Raw genomic sequence first — 13,177 nt, 5'->3', positions numbered from 1 at the left:
ACCTGGGTATGGAAGTAATGCACGAGCGCAACGCTCACAACTTCCCCTTAGATTTAGCAGCAGGCGATTTTGCTCCTGTAGCTCTTACCGCTCCTGCTATCAACGGTTAATCATAATCTGATATCCGCTCCTCACACTTATCTATAAGTAAAAGACGCTCTCCCGAAAGGGGGGGCGTTTTTGCATTGGGTTAATTGGGACATTAAGCATGGCATTGGATTGGACACTTTTTTAAAGTGCAAAAATATTGATCGGTGTTGCACCAAAACTAGACTGCTATAGTTCAGAACTTAGGCAATAATGATCAAAAAGTAAATTTTACGGGTAATAATTGCTAGCAGCGCAGATAATTGCCTCAAAGCTCAAGATATAAGGAGAAGCCAAGAATGATTTTACACCCTGGGCGGAAAGTGGTAGCTGCTTTATTGCTGTCAGTGGTACTACTGACAACAGCCTGTAATGCAAAAGCACCTGGACGTTTTGATCAGGTGCAAAAAGAAAGCACTCAACAAAGAAAGGGTCAAGCGGTGACTAAGACCGCAACTCAGGGTAGCGAATTTAATAAACTTTTCCCTAATGCAGGTGATGGCTACCAGCGCGTCTATACCCAAGAGAAAAAAGGCTTTGCGGAAGCGAAGTTGAAAAAAGGCGGTAAAGAAGTAGCGTTGCTGTCTATTTCTGATACCACCAGTACACCAAGTACAGCAGCAAAATTCTCGAAAAGCACCAAAAAAATTGGCGGTTATCCCGCAGTCGAAGTTGGTAAGACGCAAACTGCAATTTTGGTAGGAAAGTACCAAGTAAAAGCACTTTCTCGCGATTCGTCATTTACAGCTAGCGATCGCGCAGATTGGCTAGAGAAGTTTAATCTTAGTCGTCTAGCTAGCCTGAAATGAGCCGCATTACCGACATTAAAGATAACAAAATCTAAATAAGGAGATTTTTGTGAGCAAATCGATTTTTGAGTTGGTTGATCAATTGCCAACTAGCGGCTTAACCATTTCTATGTTGAATTCCCTCGATTTTGTTGCTCCTGGCCAGTGGCAAAATACTGTCGGTTTTGTCAATACTATTAAAACCGTTACTGGCGAAGACGACGAAGATTTAATTCAGCAAATTGGTGAAAGAGCGATTTATCTATTCAACGACAAATCCCAAGGATACCAAACAGCTTTGTGGCTATATCAAACCGTTGATGGTACAGATAAAGCGCTTGGTGCAGCAGCTTTAGCTAACAAAGTTGGCGAAAAAATTCCTTTATTGGGTTTTCTAAACTCTGTCACTCCCAAACCTGATAAAGCCCAAACCATCGATTTGACATTGAAATTAGTTGCTGAGTTGGTAGCCTTTTGTCAAATTAACGGCATTCCTGGAGACAGTATTGGGGATTTTGTCGCCTCTTTAGGAGAGTATAGTGGTGAGTCACTCATCCGCATGGTGGCGTTAGTTTGTGTTGATGGTTTGATACCTCTGGGGCCAGACTTCATCAGCAAAGCGATATCCGGGCTTAATCAAACAAATCCACAGGAGTTGGAAAAAAACTCGACTTTTCAAAACATCAAAGATGTGATTCCAGGGGACAACGCTGGTAGTAAACTCAATTTTATCGGCGAAAGCTTTGACTCAGTTAAAGGTTGGATGAGTGATATTGTCAGCGCCAATAATTTAACGCCACAAAAGGTAGTTGGCAACTTGCAAAGTTTTGTCGATATTGCAGATGACAAGTTAGACTACCTCGCTGCGTTCCTAGATGTAGCAACAAATTATTATGAACACACCGGCACGCAAACTTTAGCACGTCGCTTGATTGAACGGGCGGTGGCTGAAATTTAGGTTGATTGGGGGACTGGGGAGTGGGAATTTTAGATTTTAGATTTTGGATTAAAGAATTGAAATTTAATCTAAAAGACGCTCTCTACGAGACGCTCTTGCTAGCTTGCTTCTCCGTAGGAGTACGCGGACTCGCTCTAAGCGTTAGCGCAGCCTCTCTAAGAGTTGCCATGCCGCAGGCTTTACGCTGCGCTATCATCAATCCAAAATCCAAAATTGAATTGCTCAATGCCCCATACCCCATGCCTATTAGGGTAAACGTAAATCTGCTGCGATCGCATATAAGTAAGGTTGAAAAATAGCCAAGTTTTCCAGTTTCTCAAACTTACCTGTTTGCGTACCTGGGTCAAAGGCAGTGGTAATTACGTAAAGTTTAGTGCCATCAAAGGCAACATGACTGATATGTTGCTCTTGTACTCCACCTTTTTGCTTAAGTCCGGCAAACCCATAGCGGATTCCCTGAAGCTTACCAACGGGTACTGGTTGCGGTGGATAGGCTGAGAAAGTAATCTGTTTTCCAAATTTATCCTGACGGTCTTTCGCAAAAGCAGCGTAGTTATCTTCAACCCAAGCCTTGAGCGCTGATAATACCTGGGTTTGGTATTTGGAACTTTGGTAATCCACTTGGGAACCAGATGGAATACCAGCTGCTACGAGTTTCTTTTGAAAATCCTCATTGTTTGCTAGTGGGTAAACGTTAATCTCAACTGTACCCAAACGTTCCCCTTTGGAGGAGACACACAATAAAGGCGCATTTCCCTTACAAGCAGCAACTTGCCAGTTAGCTGGAGCAGCAGCATTTCCCAGGATTTTCTGCCAGATATTTTCCTCATTAGGGTTGGGAAGTTTTACAACGACAGGGGGTTTTACCACTTTGGGTGGAGAAAATTGAGGGAGAACAAATTTTGCTCCCAGTGGTATTAACACCAGCAAAATAGAACCTAATAATAAATGATAAAGTCGTAACATTTTCTTAAAAATCCAGAGCCAAGGATTGCAGACTAACGATATCTACAACCCTTTATGGGTATAGAGGAAGAATAAATTTATATTGCTGCAAGTTCGGTAAATGGAACTCAACAAACTATAGCGCTTCTTTGTAGAATGAGCTAGAAGGTAGGGGCGTACAGCGGTGCATTAAACATACGGTTATTTAACTTAATGTCAATAAACTTCTCAAAATAAGAATATATATTGTCAACTGTAAAAATGGAAAGGACAGAAGTTAGGTTTACCCTGCTTCTGTCCCATTTAGGATTAGTTACCGTTCACAAAGTCAAGCAAGTGGCTATGCAGGTACCATTTCCTTTTGAAATCTTATCCAATGGCGATGTTGAGCGATCGCACTGATAAAATCATCAGCTACAGATTTCAAATCAGATTCACTAGAAGTCACCACACCCATGTCAGAGCGCGCGCCATCTTGCGACAACTTCACGCCCTCAATATTAGCCATCGATAGTAGTTCGACGCCTTCGCTCGTAGCGGCGATTGTTTTACAGTGCTTGAATGCCTCGTTGATGAAGTTAATTGCTTCTCCCTCCTGCTTGAGCGTCTTGATGCTCTGCGCTCCACCAGGTACATATACCGCATCAAACATCACAGAAGCAGCTGTCACAAAGGTCATCTCAACCGGGATTTCCTGACCATCATCGCCTTTGATTTTACCACCATGAGTCGCAACGATTTTCGCCTGAGCGCCCTCCTGCATTAGTGCTTGCTGGAGTGTACTAAGTTCCTGAGCATTTACACCATCCGCCGCTAGAATTGCAATCTTGCGACTCTTAATAGATTTGTCTGGCATCTTCTCTAGCATAGTCTGGATACTGAGTGCCGGAGATTTCTGCCCATGATTTGGTTTTACTTCTGTAGGAGCAGGTAAGCCCAGTCCCTCAGCAATGCGGGTTACCAGTTGATGATCGACAGAGTTAAATAACTCCAGCATCCGCTCTTTGACGGCAGGGTTCATCACTTTGCCTAGCTCAAAATGTGCGGCTTTGACTAAGTGTTCTTTTTCCGGATCGGATAAACTATTCCAGAATAAAGTTGCCTGACTGAAGTGGTCTTGGAAACTAGGGCTGCGTTCTCGGATTTTATTACCTTCCATCCGCTCTTTATAGCTGACAAAGCCGCCGAGATTTTCCGGAGCCGTCATGGGGCAACCATTACCGAGGGAATTGGGGTAGTAGTTCACCTTTGAAGTCGGAATGTTGTACTGCATAACGCCGTCCCGTTGGTTATTATCGAACGGACAAACGGGGCGGTTAATTGGTAGATTGGTATAATTTGCACTTCCCAAACGGTGTACTTGCGTATCAGCGTAGGAGAAGATCCGACCTTGCAGTAGTGGGTCATCCGAGAAGTCAATGCCCGGTACAATATTGGCAGGTTGGAAAGCAACTTGTTCGGTTTCGGCAAAATAGTTGTCTGGGTTGCGGTTGAGTACCATTTTGCCGATTGGCTTCACAGGAACTAGTTCTTCGGGAATGAGCTTGGTGGAATCAAGGATATCAAAATCAAATTTAAATTCGTCCTCTTCCTCAACAATCTGCACACCGAGTTCAAATTCAGGATAATCGCCCATTTCGATCGCGTCCCCTAAATCTCGGCGATGAAAATCAGGGTCTTTTCCGCCTGCTTTCTGCGCCTCATCCCACACCATCGAATGCACGCCTAGAATCGGCTTCCAATGAAATTTCACAAACCTTGCTTTGCCTTGTTCGTTGACAAAGCGGAAAGTGTGAATACCAAACCCTTGCATCATGCGGTAGCTTCTGGGAAGGGTGCGATCGGACAGTATCCACATAATCATGTGCATTGATTCCGGCATTAGCGAGATGAAGTCCCAGAAGTTATCATGAGCGGTTCCCGCTTGGGGTATCTCGTTGTGTGGTTCGGGTTTCACGGCATGAATCAAGTCAGGAAACTTGATAGCATCTTGAATAAAAAACACCGGAATATTGTTGCCGACTATATCGTAGTTGCCATCTTCTGTGTAGAACCTGACAGAAAATCCACGCACATCGCGGGCGGTATCGGCTGAACCGCGGAACCCGGCAACCGTGGAAAAGCGAACGAAGACGGGAGTTTTAACCGAGGGATCTTGGAGAAATTTTGCCTTTGTATACTCTGCCAGGGATTCATAAGGCTGGAAGTATCCATGAACACCTGCTCCTCGCGCATGAACCACCCGTTCTGGAATGCGTTCTCGGTCAAAGTGTGCCAGTTTCTCACGGAAGTGAAAGTCTTCTATCAATGTGGGGCCACGCGATCCAGCTTTGAGCGAATCATTTGTGTTGTTAACCCGAAGTCCCTGATTGGTGGTCAGATACTCTCCGGGTTCTTGACGAGAGGAGTCTAGATCCTTCTGTTTGCTTTGCTCGTTGAGCGGATTGTGTTCAGTCATGTTCAGTGGTGTGAGGTGCTATTTAACAGTTGAATTAATACGCTACGCAAATTAATTAATTTTGTTTAGCAGGTAAATGAGTCTGCCGGGATAGGTCGTTGCCGCTCCTGATCCCTTTTAAGGTGAGTCACTGAAAGCGACTCTACTATCTTCTCTAAGATAGTACGATGCTACCTCTGACTGAAGACGGAGAGAAGCTGCGCGTGTCTCATTTGCTAGTTGCTAAGTGGATTACTTACTCATAAATCCAGAGCGCAGTCCGGCTGCTGCTTCCCTAACCGCCTGCTTCGCCTTATCTACAACTGCTCCTGTGCCAAAGAATTCATGAGTCACGCCGTTATAGTTGGTTGCCTTTACAGAGGAACCCGCCTCACGCAAACGCTTGGCGTAGGCTTCTCCTTCACTACGCAGTGGGTCAATTTCTGCCGTAATTACGGTCGCAGGTGGTAGACCACGCAGGTTTTCTGCTCGCAGTGGTGAAGCATAGGGATTACTCCCATCAGATTCACTGTTTAGATATTGCCTCCAGAACCACATCATCATTGCTTTGTTAAGCGGTTTGGCATTGGCATTCTCCTGGTAGGAGGGTGTGTCAAAGGCGTAATTGGTAACAGGGTAGATTAGCATCTGATGCACAGGTAACTTACCACCTCTGTCACGTGCCATTAAGCAGGTGACAGTTGCCAAGTTACCACCTGCGCTCTCGCCGCCGACTGCAACCTGCTTGGGGTCGCCGTTGATTCGGGCAGCATTCGCCATAACCCATTGAGTTGCAGCATAAGCATCTTCCGCCGCTGCGGGAAACTTATGTTCTGGGGCTTGGCGATAAGCGACAGATACAACTATACAGTTAGCTGCATTAGTCAAAGCGCGGCATGATGAATCATAGGTATCTAAATTGGCGATTACCCAGCCGCCACCGTGGAAGTACACCAGCACGGGGAAGGGCCCCTTTCCCTTTGGTAGATAAATACGCGCGAGGAGATCGCCCCCCGGCCCTGGTATAAGTTGATGATTGACATCCCCGACCATTTCCACCGCAGGTTTGCGACGTTTGGCAAGCACGCCCATGACTGCATCTGCCACAGTCGGGTTGTTGCGAGCATTCATAGGCGATAATTTTTCAATGGGCGGTGCGTTAAAAGAGGTAAGTTCATCTAACACGGCTTTCATCTGGGTATCAGGTGTGGATACAGCTTCTACTGACTTTGCCAAAAGTGGGCTACCTAAGGCGATCGCCACCACCCCCGACCCAGCCAGTGTGGCAAACTCTCTTCTCGATATCTTTTGATTCATAAACTCCTCAAAAAAGTACCACAGCAGAAGTACTATTTAAGTCTGACTGGTTTTTCTATCCAATTCCACGCATAGGCGTAGCCCGTCGTAGACATCGCTGGCGACATCATCTGAAGTACTGCATTATTGCCCGTCTGATATAAGTGGCTCAGATCGCAGTAAGCTTACTTCTGGATGGCATTGAAGAGACTTACTCAACCTCTAAAAGTACCTCATCAGTATTAATCTTAAAAAGCTAGAAACAATCTTGCCTCTAGCGTTGGTCAGTAAAGCCTAAGTTATTGAACCGGAATAAACTACTGCTAAATGCAGATGTGATTATGAATACAAAAGAGTTAAGCAAAGCGTTGGCATTGAAGCAACATGGTATTTGCTCTGTTTTGGCTGCTTGGCTATTAATTTCACTCAAATGTTAGAAAATAATTACATAGATATTTAGTATAATAATGCTTACGTAATTGAAGATATATACGGCTAGTAGGGCTGAAAACAAATACAGCGCTACTACGAACAATGTTGTTTATTTATGTATGTCTAATTACTTGTGGCTTGCTGGAGGGATGGCAATAATGAAGAGATGCTGGCTAGATGTCAAATTGAAAGGCAAATTTGCTTGGATTTGTTAACTGAAGCAAGAATGTTGATTACGACGTTGCTTGTGCCTAGCAACTGCTTTACGCTTCTCTTTTTCTATCGGTGTCTCGAAGTGACGCTTTTTTCTCATATCTTGGAAAATTCCGGCTTTAGAAACTTCCCGCTTAAATCTTCTCAAGGCTGATTCAATACCTTCATTCTCCCCTAAAACTACTTGTGTCATTCTCATTCCTCCTTAATGTGAATGAATAGTTCAAGGTTAGATATAAAATAAAATATTCCAGTAGAGTGCAGCCTTTGGCTTTATCTGCTGGAGACTCTAAATGTGAAATTTTCAGGAATCGACTTAGTAGCGATTACTGTTGCGGCGGGCATTACCACCACCCCAGCTACCACGAGAGGAGTTACTTCTTTCCTCACGAGGTTTAGCTTTGTTCACTTTCAAATCACGTCCCATCCACTCAGCACCATCAAGTGCATCAATGGCAGCTTGTTCTTGTGTGTCTGATTCCATTTCCACAAAAGCGAACCCACGCGGCCGGCCTGTTTCCCGATCTGTGGGTAATTGAACACGATTCACTGTTCCGTATTCTTTAAAAGCCAGCTTTAGGTCCTCTTCTGTAACCTGATAGGACAGGTTTCCGACGTAAATTGACATAAAAGTCTCCGAATTCAGGGAGTGTAGAGAGTTAAATTCGGAGAGACACTTTTTAGAAATCAAAAGGAGTTACTCAACCGAAAATAATCCTTATGTCCATGAGTTTAGCACAGCCTTCAGCCTTTGAATATCGTCTTTCAATGAATTTTATTGCCAAATAAAACTTTCAGGACAGGTCTACAGACCTTCCAACGACGGGCTTTTGTTGCTTGTACTACATAAAGTGACACTATTAAAAGCAAATCGGTATTAACTAGCGATCGCGCAGTTATTTAGTGTTTTGAAAATTAAGTTGTGGACTAAGGAGTAAAGATTATTATCGGTAGTGGGGCTAATCATACCATGACTCAGTGTTTTAAAAGCAAATTAAAAAATATTCATCCTCGCCCCATTAGCTATGCTCGAACTGCGCTAAAATCCTTTCTGCTTCCTTACACAGCACCTCGTGATATTCACCGTTACTAGCCAGCAAACCTCCCCATTGATTGATATCACCGGTGTTATACTGCAATGCAGTGCCGTCGAAGTGGGTAAATTTACCACCAGCTTCTGTTAAAATCAGTTCTGGTGCTGCCATATCCCAGTCTTTAGGCGCAGACTTACCGGAAAGTGAAATGTAGATATCTGCCTGTTGCTCGACAATGGTGGCGATTTTGCAGCCTACACTACCCACAGCTTTCTGGTTTTGACAGGGTAAGTTTTGTAGTAAGTAATCTAAGCGTTGGTTGCGGTGAGAGCGACTAACGACTAAGGTTAAATCCTCAACTCGTTTGCCTGATGACACTTGTAAAGGAACAGATCGATCACGGGTTTCTACAAATGTACCCCCACCTTTGATCGCGTAATATAACTTTTGAGCCTCTGGTACTGCCACCACTGCCAACACTGGGCGTGTTTCCTTGACTAAAGCAATGTGAACTGCATAATCCCCAGTTTTTTTGATAAAGTCTCGTGTGCCATCCAAAGGGTCAATTATCCATACCCAAGGGGGAGAAGGGTGTACGCCCGTACTTGGCGATTGATAGGTTTCTTCGCTGATGTAAGCAAAATCTTCATTACCCAAAGTTGCTTGTAGCCTCTGCAAAATGTATTGACTCACAGCTACATCGGCAACGGTAACAGGCTCATTCTGTTTATATTGTACTTTTAAGTTAGGGTCTTTTGCAGTACCGTGGTAATAAGATCGCAGGATATCTGCTGCTCCCAAACCTACCTCACGAGCGATCGCTAATATTTCTTGTAAGTCTTTCATTAAATTTGACCTGATATAACTTTACTAAGTACAGTTTTGCGTAAAAGCGTAGTGTTTTTAATGCAGAGGAACGCATTAACATTGCATCGGGATGCATTGGCATTGTATCGGGACGCATTCACAATGCAGAGGAACGCATTAACATTGTATCGAGACGCATTCACAATGCGGCCGACGCATTGGCATTGTATCGGGACGCATTCACAATGCATCGGCATACATTGGGGTTGTATCGAAACGCATTCACAATGCATCAGCATACATTGGCGTTGCAACGGATTACCAAATTTAATTCGCTACGAATTAATAAAATGCTCTACTAAGCCGACTAATCAGCCCTTTAAATCCATCCAGCGCCGGCTACCAAAAAATTTGCACGAATCAGCAGCAATATTAGCTGCCAGTGCCAGGGCATCAGTAAAACTTTCCCTTAAAATATAATTACAAAAGGCACCGTGGAAAATATCTCCAGCCCCTAATGTATCAACCGCTTGCACCTGTGGCACATCTACGATACCAGTTTTAGTGCAACTCAAGTATTCGATTGGTTTTTGTCCGTGGGTAATGGCGATGTCACGAATGTAAAATCCGCCCAGATAGGCAAAAACCTCCTCTCCAGTCTGGCAATTGGGGGGATAAAAATTAGCTGAACAAATGGCATAATTTACAAATGGCAGAACTTGCTCAAATCCAGGCTTCCAACTACCACCATCAATTACTACTGGGATATTCTTGGCTTTAGCCATCTGGGCTATGGAATAACTAACCGCCATCTGATGTCCATCAATCAGTACTATATCGACATTTTGCAAAATATCTGGCGGGATAGATGCGCTGCTGGCTTGAGTTTTGACAGCATTGATGGAAACTACAGATCGTTCACCCGTAGCTTGGGTGACAATGATCGAAGAGACAGGCGGTGCTAAATCAGTGTTAGGCTCAAGGTCTGCGATCGCAACTTTGTAATTTGCCAAATCACCTCGAATTAGCTGCGTCATGGGGTGAGAACCCACCACGCCCAAGACTGTAGCCTGATTTCCTAAATAATTGAAAGTCACAGCCGCGTTTGTAGCTGGGCCCCCTGCTGCTACAGTATAGTCAGTAGCGACAATCTTCTGATTATTCTTAGGGGCAGAGTCAGCAAGGTAAATCAAATCCAAGGTTACTAAACCTACAAATAAACCATGAGCCAATTTTGGACTTCGGCTTTGCTCAGTCGAACGATTTTGGACTTCGGCTTCTCTGAGTCGAACGATTTTGGATTTTGGATTAGTCATTTGTCATATATGTTCGTATAGCTGTATAAATTGTTGTTCATAACTCCTAACTCCACTAATTTTAGATTTTGAATTTTGGATTTTAAATTGAAATAAAAATCTAAAATCTAAAATCTAAAATTGAATGACTCCTAACTCTTGCTCATGCAAACCGATCCAAAACCAGGAACACTTTACGTCGTCGGCACACCAATTGGCAATCTGGAAGATATTACCTTTCGGGCGGTGCGAATTTTGCAAACTGTGGATATGATTGCGGCGGAAGACACGCGTCACACAGGGAAACTACTACAGCATTTTCAAGTTAAAACACCCCAGGTGAGTTACCACGAACATAATCGTACCAGCCGCATCTCAGAATTATTAGAGCATTTAGTTAACAATAAAGCGATCGCCCTTGTAAGTGATGCTGGGATGCCAGGTATTTCCGATCCTGGATATGAACTGGTGAAAGCCTGTATTGAGGCGGGAATTCCAGTAGTTCCTATTCCTGGTGCTAGTGCAGCAATTACCGCTTTGAGTGCAGCTGGATTACCAACGGATCGGTTTGTCTTTGAAGGCTTTCTGCCAGCGAAAAGTCAACACAGACAAGAACATTTAGAATCTCTGCAAACAGAATCTCGCACATTGATTTTCTACGAATCGCCCCACCGCTTACGAGAAACTTTGCAAGACTTAGCAGACGTTTGGGGAAGCGACCGCCAAATCGTGCTAGGGCGGGAGTTAACAAAATTGTATGAGGAATTTTGGCGGGGGACAATTGCTGAAGCGATCGCTCACTACAGCGAACGAGAACCCCAAGGTGAATATACATTAGTAGTGGCAGGAATTCCACCCAGTCAGCCCCAATTGACACAAGAGCAATTGAAAGCCGAATTGAAACAGTTAATTAGTCAAGGAATATCGCGATCGCAAGCTAGCCGTCAGTTAGCAAAAGCTACTTTCCTTCCCCGTCGCCAACTCTATCAACTAGCTCTTTCTATAGTCCTTACTCCTGAGTCTTGAACAGCTAATAAGTGGATGGGTGTAAATAAATATCATATGTGATTATGCATGCCTACTTCCCGCTTTGAGAAAATCATAATATTTGCAAAGGTTAAGATGCTTCCGGCTAGAAGTTATGGTTGTGCGTAACTTCTAGTCAAATTTTTATGTGCGTAGGCTAGCAAAAACCGTAGGCATCACCTGAATCAACGATTACAAAGCAGCCAATACTTGGATTATATAGTTAAAGTAAAGAAAGTATAAGTTAAAGTAAAGAAAGTATGACTACTATACCAAATACATTATTGTTACTAAGTTATTAAGTCATATATTCATCCTTAAAGACTACCTAGTGAATATACAAATGATATCTAAAGATTTTTAATATTAGTTCTTTAGATAGATCAGAAAAATTGTCGAAAAACTTTAAGATGGAATAGTCAAGAGCAAACGAACCACATTCTCCCGAAGGAAAAATTATATGATTACTAACATTATTGCTTGGCTGGTTTTGGGTTTAATTGCAGGTGCTTTAGCTAAGTTATTTTATCCTGGAACCCAAGGTGGCGGTATTCTCTCCACCATTGTTTTAGGAATCCTTGGAGCGGTAGTCGGGGGTTATTTGGGTCAAACTTTGCTAGGAAGTAGTTCGGCAGCCGCCGCATCTGTAGGAGCTTTTTCCCTTGGAAGCATTTTATTTGCTGTTCTTGGTGCGATGCTACTGATTTTCCTTTGGGGTTTATTTACTCGTCGAGCTGTGTAATTACCTGATGTATATTACCTCAAATTAGCTAACAGTTTTGGGAATCACTTCTAGTTGCAATCAACCGATAAAATGACATTAGAAAATGAGCGAAGAACCATAGGAGTTTTCGCTAAATGTTCCGATGCACAATTGGCACTTCAGGAACTAAAAGCTTCTAATTTTCCAATGCATAATGTTTCTGTAATTGCACGGAATGCAGAAGAACAAAGTGATATTGCTGGTGTTGAAGTTAAAGAGCGCACCGGCAATATATCCTCAAAAGATGCTGCTAGAGCCGTTACTGGTAGTGCTTTAGGCGGTCTTACTAGCTTATTAGTTGGTTTAGTCCTCTGGCTAATTCCTGGTATAGGCCAAGTCATCTTAGCCGGAGCAGAAGCAACAGCGATCGCTACCACTTTAACTGGTGGTTTGCCTGGTATCTTGCTAAGTTTAGGAATTCCTAAAGAGCAAGCACAGGGTTACAGCGATCTTGTCTGTAAAGGTTACTATTTGGTGATAGTAACTGGTATAGACATAGAAATTCGTCTTGCTAAGAGGATTTTTAATCGCCGTGATATTCAACAGTGGGGTGTTTATCAGCCATACTCGACCCCAAATAGCCGCTATAAACAAGCAGTTGGTGTTTTTTATACGCGCCAAGACGCACAAAGAGCGCTTACTGAACTGAAATTAGCTGGCTTTCCGATGAGTCAAGTATCTATAGTCGCTCAAAATATAAGCAACCTAAGTGATATTTTTGAAGTAAATATCAGCAGTTCCCAAGATAACTACACCACTTTAGGAATTCCTGATGAGCTAGCCAGATATTATGATCATCAGGTGTCCCTTAGCCATTACGTAGTTGTTGTAAAAGGCACTGATATTTACATAGCAGGTGCAAGAGCTATTTTAGAGAGTAACAATATCCAAAATTTTAGTATCTATAGCCAATCTGAACTTGATGCAGCTAGAAGCGATCGCCAGATTACTACTAACTTATAATTAAATCTCAAGTTAATCTCAAAAGGTTGGATGATCGTGATTATGCATCTTTCAGAAAGTTTATAGATAAGGATATTTATTGTTATATAAATTATATACTTTTATAAGTATAGATTACCTTTTGTAACCTTAA

Annotated in this window: 12 protein-coding genes and 1 pseudogene; 6 read left to right on the top strand and 7 right to left on the bottom strand. The window is 43.1% G+C overall.

Features of this window, described 5'->3' with window-relative positions; genetic code table 11:
• The 3 genes and pseudogenes from Q0541_RS16545 to Q0541_RS16535 all read left to right on the top strand — a co-directional run.
• Positions 1–110 (top strand): annotated as a pseudogene (locus Q0541_RS16545) (photosystem II protein D1); the annotation flags it as partial.
• Positions 111–386: 276 nt separating this feature from the next.
• The gene (locus Q0541_RS16540; protein ID WP_298912037.1) at positions 387–896 is read left to right on the top strand and encodes a hypothetical protein; all 510 of its coding nucleotides are present in this window, start codon (positions 387–389) and stop codon (positions 894–896) included.
• A gap of 49 nt (positions 897–945) precedes the next feature.
• On the top strand, positions 946–1,833 hold the full coding sequence (locus tag Q0541_RS16535; protein ID WP_298912034.1) for a hypothetical protein: 888 nt from the start codon (positions 946–948) through the stop codon (positions 1,831–1,833).
• A gap of 246 nt (positions 1,834–2,079) precedes the next feature.
• Here Q0541_RS16535 and Q0541_RS16530 read toward each other — a convergent pair whose 3' ends face one another.
• The 7 genes from Q0541_RS16530 to Q0541_RS16500 all read right to left on the bottom strand — a co-directional run bounded on the left by Q0541_RS16530 (position 2,080) and on the right by Q0541_RS16500 (position 10,313).
• Entirely contained in the window at positions 2,080–2,799 is a 720-nt protein-coding gene (locus tag Q0541_RS16530) for a hypothetical protein (RefSeq protein ID WP_298912032.1), read from the bottom strand.
• A 319-nt stretch (positions 2,800–3,118) separates the two neighbouring features.
• Positions 3,119–5,236, bottom strand: a complete 2,118-nt coding sequence (locus tag Q0541_RS16525; RefSeq protein ID WP_298912030.1) for a catalase — start codon at positions 5,234–5,236, stop codon at positions 3,119–3,121.
• 231 nt (positions 5,237–5,467) lie between these two features.
• Positions 5,468–6,532: an alpha/beta hydrolase gene (locus tag Q0541_RS16520; protein ID WP_298912028.1), complete on the bottom strand. Its 1,065-nt coding sequence runs from the start codon at positions 6,530–6,532 to the stop codon at positions 5,468–5,470.
• A gap of 622 nt (positions 6,533–7,154) precedes the next feature.
• On the bottom strand, positions 7,155–7,349 hold the full coding sequence (gene rpsU / locus Q0541_RS16515) for a 30S ribosomal protein S21 (protein ID WP_298912024.1): 195 nt from the start codon (positions 7,347–7,349) through the stop codon (positions 7,155–7,157).
• A 123-nt stretch (positions 7,350–7,472) separates the two neighbouring features.
• On the bottom strand, positions 7,473–7,784 hold the full coding sequence (locus Q0541_RS16510) for an RNA-binding protein (protein WP_298912021.1): 312 nt from the start codon (positions 7,782–7,784) through the stop codon (positions 7,473–7,475).
• Between the two features lie 391 nt (positions 7,785–8,175).
• Complete coding sequence (locus Q0541_RS16505; RefSeq protein WP_298912018.1) at positions 8,176–9,036, bottom strand: 3'(2'),5'-bisphosphate nucleotidase CysQ; 861 nt, start codon at positions 9,034–9,036, stop codon at positions 8,176–8,178.
• A gap of 332 nt (positions 9,037–9,368) precedes the next feature.
• Complete coding sequence (locus Q0541_RS16500; RefSeq protein WP_298912015.1) at positions 9,369–10,313, bottom strand: sugar kinase; 945 nt, start codon at positions 10,311–10,313, stop codon at positions 9,369–9,371.
• Between the two features lie 144 nt (positions 10,314–10,457).
• On the opposite strand from Q0541_RS16500, the gene rsmI reads away from it, so the two are divergent.
• The 3 genes from rsmI to Q0541_RS16485 all read left to right on the top strand — a co-directional run bounded on the left by rsmI (position 10,458) and on the right by Q0541_RS16485 (position 13,044).
• On the top strand, positions 10,458–11,318 hold the full coding sequence (rsmI, locus tag Q0541_RS16495; protein ID WP_298912013.1) for a 16S rRNA (cytidine(1402)-2'-O)-methyltransferase: 861 nt from the start codon (positions 10,458–10,460) through the stop codon (positions 11,316–11,318).
• 460 nt (positions 11,319–11,778) lie between these two features.
• Entirely contained in the window at positions 11,779–12,060 is a 282-nt protein-coding gene (locus Q0541_RS16490) for a GlsB/YeaQ/YmgE family stress response membrane protein (RefSeq protein ID WP_273764137.1), read from the top strand.
• A gap of 72 nt (positions 12,061–12,132) precedes the next feature.
• Positions 12,133–13,044 (top strand): hypothetical protein, encoded by a 912-nt coding sequence (locus tag Q0541_RS16485; RefSeq protein ID WP_298912009.1) that lies wholly within the window; start codon positions 12,133–12,135, stop codon positions 13,042–13,044.
• The last annotated feature ends 133 nt before the right edge of the window (positions 13,045–13,177 follow it).

The organism is uncultured Nostoc sp. (assembly GCF_937863485.1).
Lineage (GTDB): Bacteria > Cyanobacteriota > Cyanobacteriia > Cyanobacteriales > Nostocaceae > Nostoc.
This window is presented reverse-complemented; position numbering and strand designations above follow the sequence as displayed.

Coding starts and splice junctions, on each gene's coding strand:
- rpsU (WP_298912024.1), bottom strand. CDS start 7,349: ATGACACAAGTAGTTTTAGGGGAGAATGAAGGTATTGAATCAGCCTTG.
- Q0541_RS16525 (WP_298912030.1), bottom strand. CDS start 5,236: ATGACTGAACACAATCCGCTCAACGAGCAAAGCAAACAGAAGGATCTA.
- Q0541_RS16485 (WP_298912009.1), top strand. CDS start 12,133: ATGACATTAGAAAATGAGCGAAGAACCATAGGAGTTTTCGCTAAATGT.
- rsmI (WP_298912013.1), top strand. CDS start 10,458: ATGCAAACCGATCCAAAACCAGGAACACTTTACGTCGTCGGCACACCA.
- Q0541_RS16500 (WP_298912015.1), bottom strand. CDS start 10,313: ATGACTAATCCAAAATCCAAAATCGTTCGACTCAGAGAAGCCGAAGTC.
- Q0541_RS16520 (WP_298912028.1), bottom strand. CDS start 6,532: ATGAATCAAAAGATATCGAGAAGAGAGTTTGCCACACTGGCTGGGTCG.
- Q0541_RS16530 (WP_298912032.1), bottom strand. CDS start 2,799: ATGTTACGACTTTATCATTTATTATTAGGTTCTATTTTGCTGGTGTTA.
- Q0541_RS16540 (WP_298912037.1), top strand. CDS start 387: ATGATTTTACACCCTGGGCGGAAAGTGGTAGCTGCTTTATTGCTGTCA.
- Q0541_RS16510 (WP_298912021.1), bottom strand. CDS start 7,784: ATGTCAATTTACGTCGGAAACCTGTCCTATCAGGTTACAGAAGAGGAC.
- Q0541_RS16505 (WP_298912018.1), bottom strand. CDS start 9,036: ATGAAAGACTTACAAGAAATATTAGCGATCGCTCGTGAGGTAGGTTTG.
- Q0541_RS16490 (WP_273764137.1), top strand. CDS start 11,779: ATGATTACTAACATTATTGCTTGGCTGGTTTTGGGTTTAATTGCAGGT.